The 24,070-nt window shown below is 59.5% G+C and carries 18 protein-coding genes, 1 tRNA gene and 1 pseudogene; 16 read left to right on the top strand and 4 right to left on the bottom strand.

Features of this window, described 5'->3' with window-relative positions; all coding sequences use genetic code 11:
- Positions 1-51 precede the first annotated feature (51 nt).
- The 7 genes and pseudogenes from OR601_RS06135 to rho form a co-directional block, all read left to right on the top strand.
- Positions 52-294, top strand: a complete 243-nt coding sequence (locus OR601_RS06135) for a hypothetical protein (RefSeq protein WP_136013033.1) — start codon at positions 52-54, stop codon at positions 292-294.
- Positions 295-350: 56 nt separating this feature from the next.
- Positions 351-569, top strand: a complete 219-nt coding sequence (locus OR601_RS06130) for a hypothetical protein (RefSeq protein WP_136013034.1) — start codon at positions 351-353, stop codon at positions 567-569.
- 27 nt (positions 570-596) lie between these two features.
- Positions 597-902, top strand: a complete 306-nt coding sequence (locus tag OR601_RS06125) for a hypothetical protein (protein WP_265591367.1) — start codon at positions 597-599, stop codon at positions 900-902.
- Positions 903-1,171: 269 nt separating this feature from the next.
- Positions 1,172-2,668 carry a nicotinate phosphoribosyltransferase gene (locus OR601_RS06120; RefSeq protein WP_265591366.1) on the top strand — a complete coding sequence of 499 codons (1,497 nt, stop codon included), beginning with the start codon at positions 1,172-1,174 and terminating at the stop codon, positions 2,666-2,668.
- A 172-nt stretch (positions 2,669-2,840) separates the two neighbouring features.
- Entirely contained in the window at positions 2,841-4,712 is a 1,872-nt protein-coding gene (argS, locus tag OR601_RS06115; protein ID WP_265591365.1) for an arginine--tRNA ligase, read from the top strand.
- 394 nt (positions 4,713-5,106) lie between these two features.
- The gene (locus OR601_RS06110) at positions 5,107-5,811 is read left to right on the top strand and encodes a MarR family transcriptional regulator (protein ID WP_265591364.1); all 705 of its coding nucleotides are present in this window, start codon (positions 5,107-5,109) and stop codon (positions 5,809-5,811) included.
- Positions 5,812-6,367: 556 nt separating this feature from the next.
- Positions 6,368-7,774 (top strand): annotated as a pseudogene (gene rho, locus OR601_RS06105) (transcription termination factor Rho); the annotation flags it as partial.
- Between the two features lie 126 nt (positions 7,775-7,900).
- Here the strand turns inward: rho and OR601_RS06100 are convergent.
- A complete protein-coding gene (locus OR601_RS06100; RefSeq protein WP_136013040.1) occupies positions 7,901-8,695 on the bottom strand; it encodes an SDR family NAD(P)-dependent oxidoreductase in 795 nt (264 codons plus the stop codon).
- Between the two features lie 570 nt (positions 8,696-9,265).
- Here OR601_RS06100 and OR601_RS06095 point away from each other — a divergent pair.
- Together OR601_RS06095 and OR601_RS06090 are read left to right on the top strand one after the other, a co-directional pair.
- Entirely contained in the window at positions 9,266-11,116 is a 1,851-nt protein-coding gene (locus OR601_RS06095; RefSeq protein WP_265591363.1) for a hypothetical protein, read from the top strand.
- Between the two features lie 144 nt (positions 11,117-11,260).
- Positions 11,261-11,680, top strand: coding sequence for a VanZ family protein (locus OR601_RS06090; protein ID WP_265591362.1), 420 nt, complete (start codon positions 11,261-11,263; stop codon positions 11,678-11,680).
- On the opposite strand, the gene thrB is transcribed toward OR601_RS06090, so the two are convergent.
- Positions 11,677-12,630 (bottom strand): homoserine kinase, encoded by a 954-nt coding sequence (thrB, locus tag OR601_RS06085; protein ID WP_136013043.1) that lies wholly within the window; start codon positions 12,628-12,630, stop codon positions 11,677-11,679. The genes OR601_RS06090 and thrB overlap by 4 nt on opposite strands.
- 2 nt (positions 12,631-12,632) lie before the next feature.
- On the bottom strand, positions 12,633-14,183 hold the full coding sequence (gene thrC, locus OR601_RS06080; protein ID WP_265591361.1) for a threonine synthase: 1,551 nt from the start codon (positions 14,181-14,183) through the stop codon (positions 12,633-12,635).
- A gap of 104 nt (positions 14,184-14,287) precedes the next feature.
- Here thrC and OR601_RS06075 point away from each other — a divergent pair, with 104 nt between their 5' ends.
- The 4 genes from OR601_RS06075 to OR601_RS06060 all read left to right on the top strand — a co-directional run bounded on the left by OR601_RS06075 (position 14,288) and on the right by OR601_RS06060 (position 18,214).
- On the top strand, positions 14,288-15,427 hold the full coding sequence (locus tag OR601_RS06075) for a homoserine dehydrogenase (RefSeq protein ID WP_265591360.1): 1,140 nt from the start codon (positions 14,288-14,290) through the stop codon (positions 15,425-15,427).
- A gap of 89 nt (positions 15,428-15,516) precedes the next feature.
- Complete coding sequence (locus OR601_RS06070; protein WP_265591359.1) at positions 15,517-16,827, top strand: aspartate kinase; 1,311 nt, start codon at positions 15,517-15,519, stop codon at positions 16,825-16,827.
- Between the two features lie 81 nt (positions 16,828-16,908).
- Entirely contained in the window at positions 16,909-17,928 is a 1,020-nt protein-coding gene (locus OR601_RS06065) for an aspartate-semialdehyde dehydrogenase (RefSeq protein WP_265591358.1), read from the top strand.
- A gap of 210 nt (positions 17,929-18,138) precedes the next feature.
- A tRNA-Arg gene (locus OR601_RS06060) sits at positions 18,139-18,214 on the top strand.
- Between the two features lie 70 nt (positions 18,215-18,284).
- Here the strand turns inward: OR601_RS06060 and OR601_RS06055 are convergent.
- On the bottom strand, positions 18,285-18,839 hold the full coding sequence (locus OR601_RS06055; RefSeq protein WP_265591357.1) for a hypothetical protein: 555 nt from the start codon (positions 18,837-18,839) through the stop codon (positions 18,285-18,287).
- A gap of 365 nt (positions 18,840-19,204) precedes the next feature.
- Here OR601_RS06055 and OR601_RS06050 point away from each other — a divergent pair, with 365 nt between their 5' ends.
- From OR601_RS06050 to OR601_RS06040, 3 genes are all read left to right on the top strand, one after another.
- Positions 19,205-19,861, top strand: coding sequence for a hypothetical protein (locus tag OR601_RS06050; RefSeq protein WP_265591356.1), 657 nt, complete (start codon positions 19,205-19,207; stop codon positions 19,859-19,861).
- A 146-nt stretch (positions 19,862-20,007) separates the two neighbouring features.
- Positions 20,008-22,767 carry a valine--tRNA ligase gene (locus OR601_RS06045; protein ID WP_265591355.1) on the top strand — a complete coding sequence of 920 codons (2,760 nt, stop codon included), beginning with the start codon at positions 20,008-20,010 and terminating at the stop codon, positions 22,765-22,767.
- 132 nt (positions 22,768-22,899) lie between these two features.
- Entirely contained in the window at positions 22,900-23,892 is a 993-nt protein-coding gene (locus tag OR601_RS06040) for a LacI family DNA-binding transcriptional regulator (protein WP_265591354.1), read from the top strand.
- The last annotated feature ends 178 nt before the right edge of the window (positions 23,893-24,070 follow it).

Genomic DNA, 24,070 nt, shown 5'->3' with positions numbered 1-24,070 from the left:
TCAGGGTATAGACCACGCCAGATGATCGTGTCTGGCATCTTAGGAGGAGACATGTTCGATTACTTCGACCGTGACCAAGAGACTCAAGAATCCAAGAATCTCGACCGTCCCCAAGAGATGACCGAGGCTGAGCAGGAGGCGCTTGACAACCGCCACGAGGCTGCCAAGAAGCACCGCGAGACGCTCAACGCCGCTCGGGCAGACATGATCGAGAACGAGGAGAAGGGTTATCTTCGTCAAACGCAGTACGACTCTGACTATGAGACCACGCGCGATGAGGAGATCGGCCGTTAGCCTCAACTGTCGGCAGGGCGCCCACTTGTGCGCGCCCTCTTTTGTGAGGAGCCAACATGGCATATATCTATGATGAGCCGCTTAACAACCGTTCTGGTATTGGCGGCAAAGAAAAGATGGAGCGCGAAGAGGCCGTCAAGGCCGAGCACGAGCAGCTCGAGGAGCACGAGGGCAAGCTCGAGCATAGCCTTGAATCTGAGCGCGAGGCCGATAAGGCCGAGGCCAAAGCAGCCAAGGATGTCCTGGTCGCCGAGATGGAGGCTGAGGACAAGTAGCCTCGACCTCAACAGATTGGGAGACCTATGGCAGATCAGAACAACTCGCTCACTGATCAAGAGCGTGCCGAGCTAGAGCAGCTGCGTGCCGAGAAGGCCGCCCGCCAGGAGCAGGAAGCTGCTCAAAGGGAGCGTGCCGAGCTAGAGCAGCTGCGTGCCGAGAAGGTCCAGCAGGCTCAGCGAGCCGCGGAAGACGCTCAGCTCGAACAGGCACGTCAGCGTATGGAGCCAGACGATGATCTGCGTATGCCAGTGGCTCAAAAGATCGTGCTGGCCATTTGTTTTGTATTGCTTATCGCCGGCATCATCTATGTAGTTACCGCCCCAAAGTAGGCTTTGCTATAAGCTGCGGGCTTTGCGCCAAGGCACTCCCTATGAGTGCCTTGGCGCTTTTTTTGTAGAAGGGAGCAGCATCGATGGCCGACATCTCTGAAGCAGCCGTTGCGCAGTGGCTCCGGTCCCTTAAACGAGACGCTGATTTAATTGCAACCCTATGTCCGCTTGATACTTAGGGCCGTAACAATTGCGCAAGCGCGTTACTATGGAAGGCATTCATGCCTTTCTAAGGCCTTGCGCTTTCAAGCTTTCTGACTGGAGGACCAATGTCCCTCACTGATCGCACCGTACCTACCGACGTGGCTCTCAACACAGACCTCTATGAGCTCACTATGGCTCAGGGGTTTTGGGAGGCCGGCATGACAGACACCCACGGTGCCTTCACGGTGTTCTTTCGCGAGAATCCCTTTGGCGGGGGTTATACCATAGCCTGCGGTACGGGCCAAATCGCAGACCTGGTAGAGAACTTCAAGTTCGCGCCAGACTCCATTGAGTACCTGCGCTCCCTTGAGGCCCCCGGCGGCGGCCCTATGTTCAAGGAAGAGTTCTTGGACTATTTGGCCGGCTTCTCCATAGATCTGGACATCTATGCGGTGCAAGAAGGCGACATCGTATTTCCTCGAGAGCCTTTGGTACGCGTCCAAGGGCCCATCATTGCCTGCCAGCTTATCGAAACTGCGCTGCTCAACCTGGTGAATTTCCAATCCCTGGTGGCTACCAAGACCGCCCGCGTGGTACAGGCAGCCGAAGGTCACGCAGTAAGCGACTTTGGCCTTCGTCGTGCTCAAGGTCCTGATGGCGGCTTGGCTGTGGCACGTGCCAGCTATATTGGTGGCGCCAGTTCCACTTCCAATGTGCTCGCAGGAAAGATATACGGCATTCCGGTCTTTGGCACCCATGCCCATAGCTGGGTCATGGCCTTTCCTAAAGAGATAGACGCCTTTCGTGCGTTCGCCAAGTCATTTCCCAAGAACTGCGTGCTGCTGCTCGATACCTATGACGTGGTGCAGGGCATAGAGAACGCCATCGTGGTGGCCAAGGAGATGGAGGCTGCAGGCGAGCGTCTGGCTGCCGTGCGCATCGACTCTGGGGATCTGGCGAAGCTCTCCAAGATGGCCCGTGCGCGTTTTGACGAAGAGGGCCTGGACTACGTAAAGATCAGCGCATCCAATGACTTGGATGAATACACCATTCAGTCCCTCTTTGCCCAGGGCGCCCCCATCGACTCCTTTGGGGTAGGTACTAAGCTGGCCACCTGCGATCCGCAGCCCTCTTTGGGCGGTGTCTACAAGCTCTCCGCCTACAAGAGCGCAGGTCAAAGTCAGTGGCAGCCCACCATGAAGCTCTCTGAGATGGCCTATAAGCGCACTATCCCAGGCGTCCAGCGACTGGTGCGCTACCGCGACGCCGCTGGCGTGCCCATTGGCGACGTGATTATTGATGACGAGTATCGCGATCCCTCCCAAGACGGCTTTGCCGTCAATGTCCTCGACGCAGACACGGTCTATGACTTTCGCGGCGCAGAGGCCTCAGACGTCCTGGTGCCCATGGTGCTGGGCGGCAAGGGTGCCGGTGAAAACGGCACCATTGCCCAAGCGCGTCAGCGCTGCCGCGACGCGATGATGTATTTGGATGCGGCCACCCGCCGCTTCCTCAATCCGCAGCTCTATCCTGTAGGGCTCGAGCCCGGTCTCTCTTCTCTTCGCAGCCAACTGGCCCGCGAGGAGCGCGAGCGTGCCAGCCATAGCGAGCGACGAATCTAGCCCTGGGCTCGCCTTTTGCCCCTAGATGCTTCAATGTGCAAAGACCCGGCGCCCAATAGAACCTGCTGCCGGGGGCGTGTCTCAGGATGCTATGGTTTGTTTTGGATAAAATCGCTTACTTTATGAGATCGCGTATCTTGTGATTGCTCTTTTGAGAAGAAAGGATATCCCCATGCCCGAAACCATCGAGGAGCTTGTAAAACAGGCCATTGCTGCAGCTCAGGAAGCCGGTGTGCTGCCTGAGTTTGTGGTGGAGGACGCAGGTGTCGAGCGCCCGGCAGACACCTCGCATGGCGAGTGGACCTCTACGGTGGCACTGCGCTCTGCCCGCTTGGCCCGCATGGCTCCTCCTAAGATCGCTGCGGCCATCGTAGAATACCTGCCTGCCTCTGACGAGATTGAGAAAGTGGAGATCGCCGGCCCTGGCTTTATCAACTTCTATCTCAACACCGCTGCTCATAACGAGATCTTCGCCGAGGCCCGCGCTGAGGGCCCCGACTTTGGCCGCTCGGATATCGGACATGGTGAAAAGGTCCAGGTAGAGTTCATTTCTGCCAATCCCACCGGCCCTCTCCATGTGGGCCATGGCCGCTGGGCTGCCATTGGCGATTCCCTGTGCAACGTACTGGACTTCGCTGGTTACGATGTGCAGCGTGAGTATTACATCAATGATCACGGTTCTCAGATGGACGTCTTTGGCGAGTCCGTGGCCCAGCGTTACCTCCAGCTGGTGGAGGTCATGGAGAAGTTTGTCCTGGATGCTCAGGGCGCGGTGGACTACCTCATCCAAGACCGCGAGAACTACATCGAGGACGAGGACGATTCTCATCCTGAGACTCACCCCTACATGGACGCCTTCAATGAGGCGCTGGGCGGCAACTCCTACGGCGGAGACTACATCATCAAGATCGCCAAGCACTTCTACGAAGTGGATGGCGACAAGTGGGTGGATGTGGACGAGTCCGTACGCGCCCCTGAGTTCCGCGAGCGCGCCTACCAGCGTCAGCTGGCTGCCATCAAAGAGACCTGCGATTCGGTGCGCTGCCACTTTGATAACTGGAAGAGCGAGCGTGCCTTCTATGTGGAAGACGAGAACGGCGAGAGTCCCATCAGCCGCACCTTCAAGATGATGGAGGACAAGGGCCTTCTCTACCGCACCGATGACGGCGCCCTATGGCTCCGCACCACTGACTTTGGTGATGACAAAGACCGCGTAGTGGTCAAGTCCAACGGCGAGTACACCTACTTTGCCTCCGACGTAGCCTATACCTGGGACAAGCTCACCGAGTATGACTATGAGATCAACATTCTGGGCGCAGACCACCACGGCTACATCAAGCGTGTGCAAGCTGCGGCTGCCGCCTTGGGCTTCCCCGGTAAGTACGAGGTGCTGCTGGGCCAGTTTGTGAATCTGCTTCGCAATGGCGAGCCCGTGCGCATGTCCAAGCGCCGCGGCACCATGGTGAGCTTCGACGAGCTCATCGAAGAGGCCGGCCCTGACGCCACTCGCTACACCCTCATCTCCCGCAGCTCCAACCAGACCATCGACTTTGACATTGAGGCGGTACGCCGTCAGGACAGCTCCAATCCTGTCTACTATGTGCAGTACGCCCATGCCCGCATCTGCTCCATCCTGCGTCGCGCTGCAGGCGTGACCTATGAGGAGGCAGAGAAGATGGGCATGGAAGCCGTAGCTCAAAAGGCTATTGGCGAGGATCCCAACCTCTCTCTGCTCACCAACCCTGCTGAGGCCGAGCTGGCCCGTACTATGTCCAAGTTCACCGACCTTATCGCAGGTTGTGCCCGTGACCGTGCACCCTTCCGGATCACCCACTACGTGCAGGAGCTGGCTTCCAACTTCCATCGCTTCTACAACGAGTGTCAGATCCTGCCCTCTGAGAACAACCCGGTAGACCCCGAGCTTACCCGCGCCCGTTTGGCAGTCTGCGATGCGGTGCGCATCAACCTGGAAGTGGCTCTCAAGCTCATTGGAGTTTCAGCTCCTCACAAGATGTATCGCAACGAAGAGCCCCAAGAGGCATAAATCGTAACGATTCTGTGGCGGCGCAGGTGATAACCTGCGTCGTTATCTTTTTATAACCTGCGATTTGTAGATGTAATATAGATACAAAATGTATCTAAAAAAGACCTCCCTAAATTTCACTATAACTATACATAATTACAGGTAATAATACAAAAATAATTATAAATAATTAGTTCTAACAAATGAATAATAGTTACACAATAAACTAAAATTACTGAGGTAATTGAACAGATACTGACCTATCCAATTTTACTTTTCTAATAAATAGAAGGAGTAATCTCGCTCTTTTGGTTGTACTATGTACCTGTATATAAGCAATCTGTTCTCGCATTAGGTGCGAGGGCGGCGCAAATTGCGCCGCTAAAAGGAGCTATTGGGATACGGGAGGCACGGAATGGATCTTAAGGAATACATGTCAGTACGTTGTGCGTGCAACGTCGTAAGGCAGAAGACTCCGGCCAAGGAGCGCCTGACCTTCGATGAGTTCGCTATTCTCTGTCACCTTTATGAGGCCGGCGAAGAATTGCGTACTTCCGAGATCGCCGATTATCAGGGCGTATTGCGTCCTACCATGACCCATCGCACCAACCACTTGGCGCGCTTGGGCCTCATTACCCGCCACGAGGGCGAGTCTGACCGCCGCAACGTATGCTGCAAGATCTCTGAGAAGGGCATCGAGGTCAAAGATCAGCTCTGCGCAGAGGTATGCAATAACATCCAAAACGGCGCTCCTCTTCACCGCTCCAGCCCTGAGCGCATTTGCAAGTTCGTGGATGCCATGGGCACCATGTTCTGCATGTCCGGCGACCTGGTGCTTTTGGCTCTCCAGCTCTCCGGCGATGACTCCATGAGCGTCTCTCAGATCGTACGCACCCTGGGCCTTCTGCAGCCCACGGTGTCCATGTCGGTCTCCAGCCTGGTAGACCGCGGTCTGGTAAGCCGCAACCGCGCCACCCCTGATGCCACCCGCACCCTGCAGGTGGGTCTCACTCCCGAGGGCAAGGCGCGTGCCCTAGAGCTCACTGCCGAGGTCAACAAGATCGTCGTACGCCGCAATCGCCGTGGCCGCAATGAGGAAGAGGAGACCGCTTCCGAGTAGGCCTTCTGCCTCCTTTGCCTGCCGAGAAACCCTTGCGCCTCACTCCTCGAACCGCGTGCCTGATCCCCAAGGAGCAACGAGGGTCCGGACGGAAGGGCGAGACCTTCTCGGCGGCGAGATGAAGTGCTGCTCCCGTTGGCTTTCGCAGCGCTTCGCCTGCATGTTCCCAAGCTTAACCCCGCAGAAAGATAGGCAAAACGCTTCTTTCTGCGGGGGATTTTTTTGGCAGGAGGAACCACCTGACCTCGGAGCAGATCGATTAAGTTAGCTTTCATGCTCTAGGGAGTCTTGTTAATTTACCGATGGGCTCTGTTGCGGATGCGGATATATTTTTGAGTGTGCTATAGTCAAGACCCGTGCAACCCTTAGTGGTGCCATGTTTTGGGGCTTTGCTGTAAGGGCTTTGATCCCGCTTATTACCCTGTGATCGGCATTATTTCTTAATCCATCGCCGCTTGATCCCAGGGGTCTTCCATGTATGCATATGCCTTCTGGGCAATCATAGACTGTGCCGGTCGACAAGGAGTACAAAACGGTGTCTGGCAAAGATTCTGGTAATTCGTCGTACAATGGGCGCTATGAGCGTCAGGGCCGTCCGGGCCGCCATCAAGAATCGGCTCCTAAGAGCTACAAAAACAATCAAGATAGGCCTGGTAGGTTTAACCGTCATCCTAAAAAACCGCAACCGTTGCCCCCGCTGCCTCGGGAGGAGCTCGAGCTGTTGAAGCTCCCGGCCCTGCGCGAGCGTGCCGGCCTGCTGGAGATCCCCTTCCAGGGCATGCGCAAAAGCGAGCTGGTAGATGCCATTGTGCAGTCCTCCATTAAAGAGGGTTATCGCACGGTCAAAGGCATTCTCGAGATCACCAATGAGAACTACGGGTTTGTGCGTACCAACAATTTCATGCAGGGCGATGAAGACGCCTTCGTGCAGCAGATCACCATTCGTACCTATGGCCTTCGCCGCGGCGACCTTATCGAGGGCACGGTGCGCCCGGGTAACTCCAGCAACAAGTTCCCGCCGGTAGCTACCATCACTTCCATCAACGGCAAAGACCCTGAGCTGGCACTTAAGCGCCCGCGCTTCCGCGATCTCACTCCCATCTATCCCAATGAGCGCCTCTACATGGAGCATGGCAAAGACTCCATCACCGGCCGCGCCATCGACTTGGTGGCTCCCATTGGCAAAGGCCAGCGTGGCCTCATCGTGTCGCCTCCCAAGGCAGGTAAGACCACGGTGCTCAAGCACATCTGCCAGTCCATTGCGGCCAACAACCCCGAGGTGCACCTCATCTGCCTTCTGGTGGACGAGCGCCCGGAGGAAGTCACCGATATGGAGCGTTCCATCAAGGGTGACGTGGTGGCTTCGACCTTTGACATGCCTGCCGATAACCACACCCACGTGGCAGAGCTGGTGATTGAGCGTGCCAAGCGCCTGGTAGAAGAGGGCGAAGATGTAGTGGTAGTGCTCGACTCCATCACTCGCTTGGCTCGTGCCTACAACCTGGCCGCTCCTGCCAGCGGTCGCATCCTTTCTGGCGGCGTGGATTCCGCCGCGCTTTACCCGCCCAAACGCTTCTTGGGCGCCGCCCGCAATATCGAGAACGGCGGCTCCCTTACTATTCTGGCCTCTGCGCTGGTGGATACCGGCTCCAAGATGGACGAGGTCATCTTCGAGGAGTTCAAGGGTACCGGCAATATGGAGCTCAAGCTGGACCGCGAGCTGGCCGACAAGCGCATCTTCCCGGCAATCGATCCTGTGCAGTCCGGCACGCGCAACGAGGACCTGCTCATTACCCCCGACATGCAGCCGTTGGTGTGGGGCCTGCGCCGCGTGCTGGCAAACCTCAACAACATCGAGCGTGCCGAAGCCTCTCTTATCAAAGGTCTGCGCCAAACCAAGTCCAATGAGGACTTCCTCATTCGCTCGGCAAAAAAAGCCGCTCAGACAGACTACATCGCCTAAAGATTGTGCGAGACGGCTTGCAGGACGCAAGGCGAATTGAAAGGAACGCCCAGCCTCTTTACATGAGACTGGGCGTTTTGGTTTGGCTGGCTCGTGGGGAAAGCGACGCCCTAAAACGCGAACGTGCTACTTTCCCAACCGCTCAGCCAGATCGCTCACCAGGCTTTGGGCCTTCATCACCGCAGGGGTGGGCAGGAGCTTAGAAAAGAAATGAAATACCTTCACCGAGGGCGAGGTGATAATGCACACCTTGCCTGCCACCGACTGCCTGAGTGCTTTCGCTGCACAGGCTGCAGGGTCTTCAAAGCCCACCCACTCCAGGCGCTTCAAGGTTTGGGCATTGCCGGGCTTGTCTAAGAAGTGGGTGTCCATGAACTTGGGGCACAGGGCGCTCACATGAATGCCTGCACTGCCCAGCTCTCCATCGAGGGCATAGGAGAAGTCCAGCACAAAGCGCTTGGTGGCGCTATAGACCGCCAAACCAGGCTGGGGCACCAAAGCAGCCAGACTTGCGATATTGATGATGCGAGAGCCTGCATGCATATAGAGCAGGCAGCTGTAACAAAGCTCCACTACCGCCAGGCAGTTGAGCTTCACCATGTTGCCGTTGGCTACTGCTCCGATAGAGGTAAAGGGGCCAAACTTGCCAAAACCGGCGCAGTTGACAAGCCATTGGACGTTGAGGTCTTTCTCGGCAGCAAGGGCGGCGTCGAGGGCGGCGAAGCTGGAGCTGTCGGTGAGATCGAGTGCCAGGCACTTTACGGGCGTCTTGAGGGTGGCGGCCACCTTGTCGAGCTTGGAGATGTCGCGGGCGATAAGCCAGATCTCTTGCAGGGGTCCGCCGGCTCCGCGATCTAGGAGCTTGACGAACTCTTTGCCTAAACCCGAAGAGCCGCCAGTAACTATGGCGATGTGTTTCATAGGTCCTCCTCTAGAGGTGCGCGGGAATGCGTCTAAAGAATGGGCGCCCCAAAGGGCGTGGGCAGGTGGTGTCAGCCGCAGGGCGCGGCTGGACTCTTGGTATTAAGAGCACATACCCCCTAGCCTGGGGCTTAGAAGGCGACAAGAGGCCATGTCATCATATTTGCATCGGTGGCAGGTGGCTTGGGGTGGGGGAGCGGCGAGCGGCAGCAGAGGTTTTTGAGCGCTCTTGATCTATGTAAGGCCATAATGCGCCAAAAATGGCAGCTAGAGAAGTCGTTAGGGTTCTAGGTTTCCTGTAGAGAAGTAAAAAATGAAGGATCTGCCTGCACTTTTCCAAAAATGTGCTCGCAAGAAGGTTAACGGATCGTCTATGATGGGAACCATTCATAGGTACGCGACGGTACACGCAGCCAATAAACACACCTCGCCGTTGCCCTGAAGATCTTGCAGCCGTGCTCCCTTGGGGCGCCTGTAGAGCTTCATCGCTTAAAGTTTTATTACCTTACCGAGGGATCTAGGTTTCGCGCCGTCATAAGACGTATCGGTGCTTGGCGCGAAGGGGTCCTTATGGTTTCATCACACACATCCCGCGCAGTGTTCGCCGGCCTTGCCGGTGCTGCTGCGTTGTGGTCGGTGCCTACCATGGCTATGGCGGCGCCCGCTGCTGCCGATTCCACTTTGGTGGCAGGGGCTTCTGCTGCTGCGGGCTTTGCAGTAGGCGCAGCCTGGGTGGCCATGGTGAGCCATCGCACTCATAAGGCCCAGTCTGAGGCGCTAGAAGCACGCATCCGCCTGCTGGAGGCCCAGGTTGCCGCACAGGCAGCAGGCACTCAGGTCATCCCGGCAGATCCCTGGGACGAGTACGCCGACGCTTCCACCCAGTTTGCTCCCACCCAAGGCGCCGCTTCCTACGAGCCCGCAGATCAGAGCGCCCAGCTTCTCTTCCCAGCAGAAGAACCGGCTGCCCCAGAAGCCCAGTCGCCAGAGGCCGAGGGGGCGTCTGCTGCCGAGAAGTCCGCACCATCCAAAGTCGGACCTTTCGCCCCCAAAGTCGATGCCGGCGGCTTGCTGCATTTCCCCGACAAAAGCGGCTCGCTGCCCAAGCTGGCAGCAGAGGCTCCTGAGCCCCAGATGTCTGGGTACTGCAGCAAGCACGTCAAGAGCCCAGACGAGAGCTTCTCGGTAGATGAGCTGTTGGCTCGCTGGCAAGCCGAACGCGCTATCAGAGTGCAGTCTCCCGAAGACGCTGGAGAGTCCCCTGTGGATGCTGTTCGACAGAGTGCTGCCACAGCGACTCCAGAGGTCCCAAAAACCTCCGAGCCGGTAGCAGCTCCTGAGGCCTCGGAACCCTTCGAGCAAGCTTCGGCCCCTGAGGTTCAGGGCTTCTCGGCAGGGAAGAGGATCCCCCATCTGCCCGAGCTGGAAAGCGAGCCTGTGCCTGCAGCCTCGCAGGTTCCGGAGGCATCCGAAGGTCATGACGGAATCCACGCGGCAGCCAGCGTGGACTATGAGCGGGTGGCCTCGGAATATTTGGATCGCAAGAGTTTCAAGAATCGTATGCTAGCCCTTTCCAAGGGCGTCTCGCGCGTGCTTGCTGAGCGTCTGGGCGGCGACATGATGGACGATCTGCCCATGATCCAGCGGGCCGACGGCACGGTGGCCGACCTAGGCACCTCCTGGTGGGAGGCCGCAGCCCAAGCCAACGACCTGGAAATCTCTCGCGACCTAGGCGTGGAGCTGGACGGCCTCTTTGATAGCGGTACGGTGCTGGAGACTGCCGAGGAGGCCGTCAGCGCGGTGAGTGCCACGGCCAGCTTCCAAAAGCCCTTCTCCTTCGCCGCCGAGCGCTACGGCGCCCCTGCCGAGAAGAGCGCCCAGCCTGCCAGCGCGAGCGCGGCTGCTCAAGCCCAGCCTGCCGCCTCTGAGGCGCCCCAGAGTTCCTCGTCCATCTTTGATACCGACGCCTTCCTCGCCCAGGTGGGCTACACCTCCAAAGTGCCGGCCCAGGCGCCGGTGGCCAGCTCGGAGATCTTCCCAGAGACCGAGCTTGCTATGGATCCTTCGGAGGACGTCTGGCAAGAGGCGCTGGACGCCATGGACGTGCGCTTTGACGACAACCTGGTGTCGGGCTCTCGCCGCGTCTCCGTCAAGATCCACTCCAGCGCTCCCGAGCCGGTCAAAGGCGACTTCTTCGACCTCATCGGCGGCGCCGACACCCTGGATGAGCCCGACGGTCTTGAGCCCGACACCCAGTTCTTGACCTTCCGCACCCCTGCAGGCCACCCCGAGGTCCAAGACACCAACAGCTATATCAACTATTTGGTGGAGCACGAGATGGAGGGCAATTCCAGCCAGGTGGTGCGCGACCGCGCCCGCCGCTACTTCCAGGACGGCACCGCTGCCCGTCAGGTGGTGTAGGCCTGCGTGACCAACCATCGCATCTCTTCGCCCACTGGTCCTTCTGCCCAGGAGCCTGTCTCTTCGCCGAGGCAGGCTCCTACCACATCCCCTTCCGAGAAACGCCCCCGCCACTCTTGGCGCCGCTGGGCGAAATGGGGACTTGTGGCTGGGTGGGTCCTCTTCATTTGGAGTCGCTCGCTGGTGCCCGGCGCAGCTTCGAGTCATGAGAGCCTGCGAGTGGTGAACCTGGTGGCCCCCTGCCTGGAGGCGTTGGGTCTCACATCGTTGGACGCCCAGCAGTTTGTGGTGCGCAAGTTGGGACACTTCACAGAGTACTTTGTGCTGGGCGCGCTCACACAGCTGCATCCAGCGCCTCATACCAGGCGCCAGCGCTGGATCCAAGCGATACTTCTCTGCACGGTTCCTGCCCTCGACGAGACGCTGCAGCTCTTTGTGCCCCTGCGCGAGGGGGCGCTGCGCGACGTGGCCATCGATATTGCGGGTGCTGCCTGCGGTCTTTTGGCAGCCTTGCTCATCCAGCGGCTGACGTCGCACAGGCGCTCCCGCAAAAGCGCCCGCTAGCGCTCGCAGAGGATAACCCCTTGGTTGTCTGCCATGAGAATGTGGGCGGCCACCGTGGGGGAGAGCTGCCGCACAGCCTCGCAGAGGTCGGCAGCCGTCTGCTCGTCCAAGCAGGCGGCTATCATAGTGGAGCCTGAGCCGGAGATCCAAAAGGCAGCGGCGCCGAGGCGCAAAGCCAGTTCTTTGAGAGGCTCGTAATCAGGGATGAGCGTCTTGCGATAGGGCTCATGAAGCCTGTCTGTGCAGGCGGCTCGCAAAAGCGCGCCGTCGCCGGTTTCCAAGGCTCGAATGGTCCCTTGGCAGCGGCCCAAACACCACACCGCATCTTCCAAGGGCACCGAGGGTGGAAGCACCCGCCTGGCTTCGGAGGTGCGCACCTCATAGGCAGGGGATAGCGCCACGAAGCGCCAGCGCTTGTCTACCGGGTTCTCAAGGCTCACCACCTGGCCCTCTGGTGCGATGAAGGAGCAAGTGAGGCCTCCTAGGCTGGCAGGAGCCACGTTGTCTGGGTGGCCTTCTGCTCGGGTGGCCCTCTCCAGCAGCTCCTCGCGAGCAAGGGCCACGCCGGCCATGGCATAGGCGGCCACGATGCCTGCCACAATGCAGGTGGAGCTCGATCCCAGCCCGCCCGAGAGCGGCACTTGACTGGCGCAGGACAGATGCACTTTGGCAGGGTCGCACAAGGCCGCAGACCCTCGGGATTCATCGGCCAGCGAGCGCAGCGTGCGCCGCCAGGTGGTGTAGGCCAGGTGATGGTCGTTGGCAAAGCGGGCCTCGCAGCCCTCAAAGGAGAGCTGGGGCGCCGCCTCAAACAGAAACTCGTTGTAAAGGGTGAGCGCCATGCCCAGAGAGTCGAAGCCACAGCCCAGATTTGCCGAGGTCGCGGGCACCCTCACCCGCGCACGTGTCGCCGGTGCCCCTGCGTCCAGGATGAGGTCTGAGGCGCTCACGGCTACTCCTGGCTCTCTGTTGCCGAGAAGGACCCGGCCTCAGGGGCTATGGGTTTCTCGGCATCGGAAAGATCGAAGACGGACTGGCAAGCGTGCTCCACCACCTGGGTCATGGCAGGGCGCTCCACCACCTGGGTGAAGCGCACGGGCAGGGAGCGCAGGCCCGAGAGCTGTGCGGGCGGTTGGGTATGGGTGAGGGCTGCCAGCCGATCCATGGCCTTGAAGCCGTCGGCAAAGGTGGCAGCGGGGTCCAGGGCGCGCAAGACCTCGGCGGAGAACTTGTAGGGGCTGGCGGTGGAGAGGACCACACGTACGCGGCCCTCAGGCTCGGTGGCGTCAAGCACGGTCTTGGCCACAGCGGTGTGGGGGTCTATGAGCACGCCGGTCTCATTCCAGGTGCGCGCAATGGTGGCGCGGGTCTCCTGGTCGGTGGCCTTGCCGCCGCTGAAGGTCTCGCGGATGGTGTCCATGACAGGCTGGGGCACCTGGTAGACGCCGTCTTTTGCCAAAGAGTCCATGAGGGAGGAGACCAGCTCCACGTCGCTGTCGGAAGCATAGTAGAGCAGGCGCTCCAGATTGGACGAGATGAGGATATCCATGGAGGGAGAGATGGTCTTGTGGAAGTCGCGGCGGCGATCGTAGACGCCGGTCTCCAAGAAGTCGCAAAGGACGTCGTTGGCATTGGAGCACACGTAGAGGCGGCCTACCGGAAGCCCCAGGCGCTTGGCATAGTAGCCTGCCAGCACGTCGCCAAAGTTGCCCGTGGGCACATAGAAGTCCACAGGATCGCCCAGCTTTAGAGCGCCCTCTTTTGCCAGCTGGCCATAGGCGTCAAAGTAGTAGACCACCTGAGGCGCCAGCCTGCCGATGTTGATGGAGTTGGCGCTGGAGAGCACGCAGCCCTGGGCCTCCAGGCGCCCTGCCAGCTGACGGTCGCCAAAGATGCGCTTGACTTCGCTTTGGGCATCGTCGAAGTTGCCCTCTACCGCGCAGACCTCCACGTTATGGCCGGTCTGGGTGGCCATCTGCAGCTGCTGGACGTCGCTCACTTTGCCATGGGGGTAAAACACGGTGACGCCGCAGCCCTCGACTCCCGCAAAGCCAGCCAGCGCCGCCTTGCCGGTATCGCCCGAGGTGGCGCACACGATCATGATGTCTCGCCCGTCACCTTGGCGCGCCACGCCCATGAGCTGGGGCAGCATTTGGAGCGCCACGTCTTTGAAGGCGCTGGTGGGGCCGTGATAGAGCTCCAGCAAGAAGTCATCTCCCACAGGAGTCACCGGGGTCACTGCAGGGCTTGCAAAGGTGGACCCATAGGCGCGGCGCACGCAGCCCGAAAGCTCCTGTGCCGAGAAATCGCACAGCAGTCTTCCCAAGATCTCTGCAGCGTGCTCCTCATAGGTGCCCGCCAACATATCTGAGAGCTCAACGAGGTCGTCGAAGGCGCCATCGGACACGAAAAGGCCTCCGTCGGGCGCTATACCCTCAAGAATTGCTTGCTTGCTTGTTACGGGTTGCGAGAAGGAGCGAGTGCTGTGGTAGAACGATTTCATCGAGACGACTCCCTTAGGGTTCGTTGGATGCGTCTCTCCCATGGTACCTAAGGACGCGGCCGGCTATAAGACGCGCGGCCAACGGAAAGATTGGATTAACAAACATGAGGATCGCCCTTCTCGGCGCAGGCACCGTTGGTGGCGGCGTCATCGAGATCGTAGACAGCGCCGTGCCCTCATTGGAGGTCGTCAAAATCCTTACGCTACCCAATACCTATGAGGACCCTCGCGTAACCTACGACATCAAAGACATCGTGGAAGACCCCACCATCGACTGCGTGGTGGAGGCCATGGGCGGCCTTGAGCCCGCTCACAGCTTCATTATGCGGTGCCTGAACGCAGGCAAGTCGGTAGTCACCGCCAACAAGGCCGTGGTGGCCGCCTATCTGCCGGAGTTCAGCCAGGCGGCTTCCAAAGCAGGGGTGGGCTTCTTTGTAGAGGCCAGCTCGGGCGGCGGCATTCCTTGGATCGCCGCTATCGAGAAGGCCCGCCGCACCGATACCATCACCCAGATCTCCGGCATTCTGAACGGCACTTCCAACTACATCATCTATCGCATGGCCACCCTGGGCGCCTCCTTTGACGAGGTGCTCAAAGAGGCTCAGGCGCTGGGCTATGCAGAGGCCGATCCCTCCGCGGACATCGACGGCATCGACGTGGTCAACAAGTGCATCATCAGCACCACCCTGGCTTTCAACACCCTTTGCCGCCGCGATATTCCCGTTATGGGCATCCGCAACCTTGCCAAAGAGGATCTAGAGGCCTTCGGCGCCATGGGCTATGGCGTGCGCCTTATGGCTCGTGCCACCCAGGACGGCCAAGGCTATGCGGCGGCGGTGGAGCCCGTGCTGGTGCCTGCTGCCTCTCTGGAGGCCAACGTGCCTGACAACTTCAACCTGGCCACGCTGGTAGGAAACTTCGTGGGCCCCCTCAAGTTCTTTGGCCAGGGCGCAGGAGCCCTGCCCACCGGCGACGCCATCGTTCAGGACCTTCTGGACTGCGCCGCGGGCCAAAAGCCCGTCTATCCCCGCGAGGAGCGCTTGGCCTGGAAGCCTGAGCTGCTCACCTCCAGCTACCTGGTGCGCACCCAGGCACAAGACCTTCTTCCCGAGGGCGCTCAAGTCCAAGAGAGCGGCCTGGTCCTGTTGGATGGCCTCACAGCCGTAGCGGCCGCAGGGCTTTGCCAGAAGCTTCTGTCCCAAGACCCGACCACTTTCATGGCTGCGCTCGCCACCCAAGACTAACGGCCCTTGAGGGTACGTGTTTCTCGGCAGCTTGCATGCCCTGCGCCCCCGTCCTTGTCTCATCGCGCCACCTACATGAGGGAGACCCCATGCTCAAGATCACAAAGTTTGGCGGCTCCTCGGTTGCCTCGGCCGAGCAGTTTCGCAAAGTCAAGTCCATCATCGCCGCAGACGACGCCCGCCGCTTTGTGGTGGTCTCCGCGGCAGGCAAGCGCTTTTCTGGCGACAACAAGGTCACCGACCTGCTCTATCTGGTGAACGCCCACCGAGAGTACAACGTCGACTGCACGGCGCTTCTGGACGACATCGAGCAGCGCTTCGTCGATATCAAGGAGGATCTGGGACTCAGCTGGCCGGTGGCCCAGAAGTTCGCCGACTTCAGGGCGGGCCTGGCCTCTGACTCCCCGGAATACATTGTGAGCCGCGGCGAGTGGTTCACCGCCCACCTCATGGCCGAGTACCTGGGGCTTCCCTTTGTGGATGCCGCCGACGCCATCGTCTTTCACCACGACGGGTCGCTGGATCTGGAGCGCACCGCTGACCGTGTCCATGAGCTGGTGGTGCGGGTGGGCCACTTTGTGATGCCGGGCTTCTACGGCGCCACCACCGACGGCGAGATCAAGCTGTTGGATCGCGGCGGCGGAGACATCACCGGCTCCATCTTGGCCAACGCCCTCTCGGCAGATCTTTATGAGAACTGGACGGACGTCTCGGGCTTCCTCTCTGCCGACCCCCGCATCGTGGACAGGCCCCGCACCATCGAGTCCATAACCTTCGACGAGATGCGCGAGCTCTCCTACATGGGCGCCAACGTGCTCCATGAGGAGGCTATCTTCCCGGTGCGCGAGGCCAACATTCCCATCGCCATCCTGAACACCAACGCGCCCGAGGAGGGTGGCACCATCATCCGCGAACGCGTGGAGGCCACCCCTGACGATCCGGTGATCACCGGCATCGCCGGTCGCAAGGATTTTCTCTCGGTCTACATCGCCAAGACCCACATGAGCGACGCGGTGGGCTTCATGCGCCAGGTGCTCTCCATCTTTGAGCGCTACCACGTCTCCATCGAGCATGTGCCCACGGGGATCGATTCCTTCTCGGTAGTGGTGAACGGACGTGACGTGAAGGACTCCATCTATTCTATCGTGGCCGACATTCAGCGCGAAGTAAAGCCGGACACCGTCAAGGTCATCGACACCTTGGCTCTGGTGAGCGTGGTTGGCCGGTCCATGAGCTCCAGGCCCGGTTCCTCGGGCAAGCTTTTGGGCGTGCTTGGCAACGAAGGCATCAACGTGCGCATGATCACCCAGAGCTCCCAAGAGATCAACATCATCATCGGTGTGAACAACGAGGATTTCGAGCGCACCGTCCAGGCAGTCTACGACGCCTTCATCGAGTAGCGGCGGCCTTTTGGCGGCCTTTTGGCTGCCGAGAAACCCGCCCATCGTAGGTAGAAACCCAAGATCTTTAAGGGGGATCTCGTGGCAGATCAAAAAAACGTGACCATTCTGGGCGCCACCGGCGCCGTGGGCCAGCAGATGATGCAGTGCTTGGAAGAGCGCGACTTTCCCGTAGGCGAGCTGCGCCTTTTGGCCAGCGCGCGCTCGGCAGGCGCCATCATCGCCTGGAACGGGCGGCTGGTGCGAGTGGAGGAGGCCACACCCGACTCCTTTGCAGGGGCAGACATCGTATTGGGCGCTGCAGACAATCCTGTGGCCGAGGCCCTTCTGCCTCACGCGGTGGCCGCAGGCGCCTGCGTGGTGGACAATTCCAGCGCCTTTCGCCTAGGCCCTGACGTGCCGCTGGTGATCCCCGAGATCAACCCTCAAGACGTGGCCCTCAACCAGGGCATCATCGCCAACCCCAACTGTGCCACCATCATCGGTTTGGTGTGCGTTGCTCCGTTGGCTGCAGCTGCTGGCGTGACGCGCATCATCTGTTCTACCTATCAGGCGGCCTCTGGCGCCGGCCTTCCCGGCATGGAAGAGCTTCAAACAGAGAATCAAGCCATTGTGGAGGGCATGCCCATGCCCAAGCCTCGCGCCTTCGCCTATCAGCTGGCCTACAACCTGATCCCCCAGATCGGCGGCTTTGACGGAGCAGGCTATACCTCTGAAGAGATGAAGATGCAAAACGAGGGCCGCAAGATCATGCACGATCCCAATCTGCGCGTGAACTGCACCTGCGTGCGCGTGCCGGTAGCCCGCTCTCACTCCGAGTCCATCACGGTGGAGCTGGAGCGTCCGCTCACCCCGGCAGAGGCTTGCGAGATTCTCGCAGCAGCCCCTGGAGTCAAGGTGGTGGACGATCCAGGAACCCAGCAATACCCCATGCCGCTTGAGACCACCGACCAAGACCTGGTCTATGTGGGCCGCATCCGCGAGGACCTCTCTGCTGCTCCCGGCACCCACGGCCTCACCTTCTGGTGCTGCGGCGACCAGATCCGCAAGGGAGCCGCCACCAACGCCGTCCAAATCGCCGAGCTGTTGCTAGACCTTTAGCGCAGGCTGCCCTTCATCGAGCAGAGCCACCGTGCACCTTCGAGTCTGTGGCCTGGCGCCAAGAATTGCAATTTCTTGATAGGCGGCCAGGTCAAAATGACCTAAAGTAAGTGTGCTGCAGGACCTACGAGGATCTAGAGCCTATCCTGCGGCCAGGCAGGCGTTTCTCGGCAGGACAAGCGGTCCAAGAGTCAAAAGCCTCCCAGATAGGCGCCCGTAGCTCAATGGATAGAGCATCGGTCTTCTAAACCGAGTGTTGACAGTTCGATCCTGTCCGGGCGCACCAGATACCAATAAAGGCAGGTCACCTAAGATGCGGTGACCTGCCTTTTGCATGAGCGCGAATGCCTCGAGCCTTAGGCGGGCGGACCTTGAGGGGATGGTTTCTTCTCGGCAGATTGAGAAGAGAGGATCTCTGAGATCTCGCGGTCTGCCTGGGCGCGAGCTCCGGCATCGCGTACGGTGTTGGCGCGACGGCGCTGGCGGGGATTGCCATACTCGTCCAGCAGCAGCTGGATGGTATCGATGACCGGGGCGTAGTCTTTCTCGCGCATCTTATCTAGCATGTAGACCAAGCAGGTAGGCAGCACCTCTTGAAGCATGACGCTGTCTTCCGTCTCACGGCGCAGGCGCGACCCCTTGTTTTTGGGGGCGTCCTCGAACAAAGCTTGGTTGACCGCCGTGCGCAGAAGCTTGTCATTGTTCATGCGAAAGGCGAGCGATATCTCCAACAGCGTGTCTGCAGAGGGGGAGAAGGGCTCAAGCGCCTCTATGAGGTTGTAATAATCGTGGTTGTCACAGGCATCAAAAACTGCTTGAATGCCTGCGCTGGTAGCGCCAAAATCGCGCAGTGTGCTACTTTTTTTGGGAGCTCGACTGGCATCAAATCCCAAAACGTCGCCTTTGCTCATGCCACCCCCTTTCTTTAGATGGGTGTAGAGCGTTGGTAAGAGTATCCCACAGCGGGGGCATTCTAAGCCTTAAGACTAGCCAGAAAGATGGCAAAAGATAGAGATAATGGCTCTATTGGGCAACCAGTGGAAAACGCGCAGGTCCACCGGCCAAATAATCCGGCCAGCGGCGCGCCCAAGGCGTTGAGACGGGCGATGAGAAGCGCAGGCAAATAGTGGAGGCCTCGCGCAGGGGCAATGGCGGCCTTGTGAGTGGGTATCTAGTAGCGCAGATATGGCATGGTGCAAGGGACTTTTGCTCCTGGCACCCAAAAGCGATGGTCGCTGGGGCCGCAAGGCTTCAGTCAAGGTTTTGAGGAGCAGCTATGGCAACGGTGTTTTACGGCACGATGAGCATTTCTGAGGATCTGGCAGACAACCTGGAGTTCAAGCCCATCTGGCAGGCTGCCCTTGACAGCTATGACGAGGACAAGCTGGAGTGGGGCATCACTTCGGTCTATGGCCAAGATCCTGAGGACGGCCAAGTAGTCTACACCATAAGCGGCTCTACTCCTGACAGCTTTGACGACGAGGTGGCCACCTGCCTCTGCGGCTCGCTCTCGGTGGCTCAGGCCGGCGAGCTTATGGAGCAGCTGGAGGCCCAGAAGGCCGTTATTGCCTTTGACATCTATGAATACGATGCTGACGAGGACCAGCTCACCCACGAGAGGTGCAAGGCTGCCATCGCAGGGGGCGAAGCCATGCTCTCCCAGACCACCTATGAAGATGAAGAGGTGACCTCCAAGCGCCTCTGCGACCTGGGTTTTGCCGATGAGAGCGAGATGGATGATGAGGAGCTGGCAGTTATGCTCTCTGCCGAGCACCCAGACGGCCCTGAGGCCGACGACCTCGTCGACGCCATCGAGGACGTGCGCAACGACGAGCGCCACCAGGGCGTCTTCACCCAACAGGAGACCTCAGACCCTGTGGCCTTCTCTCAGATGATCGAGGCCGCCACTGCCGATGAGGACGACATCTACTAGCGTTACTGTTCTAAGGCAGGCCCTGAGTCACCCGGTGCGTGCAACATGTTTTAGGGTGGGGCTTCTCGGCAAGAAATAGGCGAGCGAGCCTGCCAAGGGCTACAATAGGCACGCTGTTCTCAGAGTCGCAGGCTCAAAGGACGGCTATGGAGAACGCCACTTTGCGAAAGGGTACAGCTGTGTGTGACCTGCCCAAAAACTATGACCCGCAAACTGTCGAGCCGCAGCTCGTGGAAGCCTGGATCAACGGTGGATGCTACCAGCGCAACAAGGGTGTGGGCGACTGCACCGTAGTGATTCCGCCCCCCAATGTGACCGGCGTGCTGCACATGGGCCATGCCATGGACGACACCATTCAGGACGCCTTCATCCGCTACAACCGCATGAAGGGCGTCTCTACCCGGTGGATCGTGGGCTTGGACCACTCCGGCATCTCTACCCAGACCAAGGTGGACAAAAAGCTCAAGAGCGAAGGCATTTCTCGGCTGGAGCTGGGCCGCGAGAAGTTCATCGATGCCTGCTGGGACTGGACCCGCGACTACGGCGGCACCATCATCAAACAGATCAAGCGCATGGGCTGTTCGGCAGACTTCTCGGACGAGCAGTTCACCATGAGCCCTGAGTTTTCCTATGCGGTGCGCAAGGTCTTTTGCGACTGGTACCATGCGGGGCTCGTCTATCGCGGCAAGCGCATCGTGAACTGGTGCCCTTCCTGCACCACGGCGATCTCTGACGACGAGGCTGAGTACAAGACCGAGAAGGGCCACCTCTGGTACCTGCGCTACCCCCTCAAAGAGCCGGTAGACGGCAAGGATTACATCGTGGTGGCCACCACCCGTCCTGAGACCATGCTGGGCGACACCGGCATTGCCGTGTCTCAGGACGACCCTGAGTCCTCCAAGTTCGTGGGCGCCACTGTGGTGCTGCCCATCGTGGGCCGTGAGATTCCCATCTTCTCCGATTGGCATGTGGACGCCGGCTTTGGCACCGGCTTTGTGAAGGTCACCCCCGCCCATGACCCCAACGACTTTGCCATGGGCGAGGCTCATGGCTTGGAGAAGATCAACATCTTTGATGAGCATGCTCGCGTGGTGGACGGCTACGGCGATTTCTCCGGCATGGACCGCGATGAGGCCCGCACCGCCATCCTGGCGTGGTTCGAAGACCACGACCTGCTGGATCATGTGGAAGACCACGAGCATTCGGTCATGCACTGCTATCGCTGCGACACCACGTTGGAGCCTTGGCTCTCTGAGCAGTGGTTTGTGGCGGTGGACAAGCTCAAGGGTCCGGCTACAGATGCCGTGACCTCCGGTGCCATCACCTTCCATCCCACCCGTTGGGAGCAGACCTACCTCACCTGGATGGACAACGTCAAAGACTGGTGCATCTCCCGCCAGCTGTGGTGGGGTCATCGGATCCCGGTGTTCACCTGCCAGGACTGTGGCTGGGAAGACGCCTCCATGGACGATGTCGAGGTATGTCCTAAGTGCGGCAGCCATCATGTGGTTCAGGACCCCAGCGTGCTGGACACCTGGTTCTCCTCGCAGCTGTTCCCCTTCGCCACCCAGGGCTGGCCGCAGCATCCTGAGGAGATGGAGGGCCATTATCCCACCAAGGCCCTGGTCACCGCCCGCGACATCATTGCGCTTTGGGTGGCCCGCATGGTGATGAGCTCGCTCTACTTCACCGATCAGATCCCCTTCGAGGACGTGGTCATCTACGCCACAATCCTGGCCAAAGACGGCAGCCGCATGTCCAAGTCCAAGGGCAACGGCGTGGATCCCATGGATCTCATGGCCAAATATGGCGCAGACGCCATGCGCCACAACCTGCTCACCCTCATCACCAACAACCAGGACGTGCGCTTTGACGCCGAGTTCGACAAGAAGACCGGCGAGTTTGCCGGCAGCCCTCGCACCGAGCAGGCCCGCGGCTTTGTGACCAAGATCTGGAACGCCAGCCGCTTTGTGCTCATGAACCTTGAGGGCTACGAGCCTGGCCAACCCACCGCTGCCACCGCCGAGGATGCCTGGATGCTCTCTCGCCTGGCCAAGATCGTGGACTCTACCACCCGTGCGCTAGACGAGTATCGCTTTGGCGACTATGCCCGCGACCTGCAAGCCTTCTTCTGGAACGACTTCTGCGACTGGTACGTGGAGCTGTGCAAAGGCCGTCTCAACTCCGACGATTCCCAGGTGCGCCTGGCCGCCCAGCGCAATCTGGTCTACACCCTGGACGTCTCGCTGCGCCTGCTGCACCCCGGCATGCCTTTTGTGACCGAGACTATTTGGGATGCCCTGCCCGCCTCTGGCTTGGACCTCTATGAGGCTGCCGACAAGCCCTCCCTCAAGCCAGCCCATGAGGGCCGATTCTTGATGATGAGCCTCTGGCCCGATCCTTCGCTGGTGGCTGAGTTCATGAATGACGAGGCAGAGGCAGATTTCGACATCGCCAAGCGTCTCATCTCTGGCCTGCGCTCCATCCGCGCCCGTTATCGTCTGTCTCCTCGCGAGGCGGTGGATGTGGTGGTAAAGGCGGCCCCTCAAGAGTCCGCTCGTCTGGAAGCTCAGCGCGACTTCATCTCCAAAGTTGGCTTCGTCACTTCGCTCACCGTAGGCGAGCATGTGGAAAAGCCTGGTTCCTCGGTCTCTCTGGTAGACCCAGACTTCGAGGCCTATGTGCAACTCGAAGGGCTTATCGACTTTGGCGCCGAGGGCAAACGCCTGGAGAAGGAGATCAAGAAGGCTACTGGCGAGCTGGCGGGTATCGAGAAGACCCTGTCCAACCCCGGCTTCATCGCCAAGGCCGCCCCAGAGATCATCGAGGCCAAGCAGACTCGCAAGGCTGAGCTGGAGGCCACGTTAAGTCGCCTTGCCGCACAGCTTGAGGATCTCTCCGAGTAGCAATGCGCTCCGTCAGACTGCCGAGCGCCTCGTAGGCTTGCCTGCGAGGCGCTTTTTCTAGGGAGTTCCTCCTGTGTTCAGGTATTATGTACACGATTACACAAGGAGTTGCCTAGAGTAGGGGGCAGCCTTATGGCCACCATCAAAGATGTCGCAAAGATTGCCGGCGTAAGCAGCGCCATGGTGTCTCGCTACTTAAACGATGGCTATGTAGCTGCCGAGAAACGACCTCTCATCGCTGCAGCCATTATGGAGTGCGGCTATCGCCCGTCGCAGCAAGCCCGCAACCTGCGCCGAGGCCGCTCTAAGCTGGTGGGTGTAGTGGTCCCCCGCATCAACTCTGAGAGCGTGGCCCGCATTACTGCCGGCGTGGAGCAAGGGCTTTCTGCTGCCGGCTACCAGATGCTTTTGGCCAATACCGACAACGACCCTCAGCTAGAACTTGACTACCTCGAGCTTTTTGCCGCCTACCCCGTGGACGGTCTCATCTTGGTGGGCACCACGGTAGACCAAGCCCACAAAGACTTCTTTGAGCGCTGCCAGGTGCCTGCGGTGGTGGTGGGGCAGCGCTATGAGGGGGTCAGTTGCGTGCTCCAGGATGACTTTGGAGCCGCTCGCAGCCTTGCTGCAAAGCTCGCAGCCGCAAAACCTGGCGCACGCTTTGCCTACCTGGCAGTGGATCCCCAGGATGAGGCGGTAGGCGTTTCTCGGCTTCGAGGCTTCAAGGAGGGGCTTGCTGAATGGGGCGCCTCGCTGGACCCTACCTATATCAAGCGCTGCGAGTTTTCCTCAGAGTCCGGTCTTCAGGTCACTCGGCAGCTGCTGGATGAGGCAGCTGCCGCTAAAACTAACATCGATTACATCTGCTGTTCTACCGATCTCATTGCCGCAGGCGCACTTCGTGCGGTAGGGGAGCGAGGGCTGCATCAGGGAAAATCTGCCATTACCGTGACGGGCTTTGGCGACAACCAAGTGGTTTCCATGCTTACCGGTGGCATTCCCACGGTGCATTTCACTTATCGTACCAGCGGAAAAAAGAGTGCAGAAATGCTTATTGAGCAGCTAGAGCATCCGGGCGCGCTGCCAGTGAGCACCATTATGGGCTATCGCGTGGTGGCTCTATAGGCATCAAGAGCGGTAGCAAAGGAGATCCTTGGCGCAGGAGGAGTCGAAGGACAAAGGGCCCGTGCAAGGTGTCCACCATTTATCCCTTAATTGCTACCGTTGGCGGGACAGGAAGGGAAAAAGAAGGCTATTTTCCGTTGTAAAGTATGAAAACGTTTACAGTACCTAATCAAGAGAC

It is taken from the genome of Leptogranulimonas caecicola (assembly GCF_023168405.1).
Classification (GTDB): Bacteria; Actinomycetota; Coriobacteriia; order Coriobacteriales; family Atopobiaceae; genus Leptogranulimonas; species Leptogranulimonas caecicola.
Note: the sequence above shows the minus strand (reverse complement) of the source record. Positions and strands in the feature narration are given on the sequence as shown.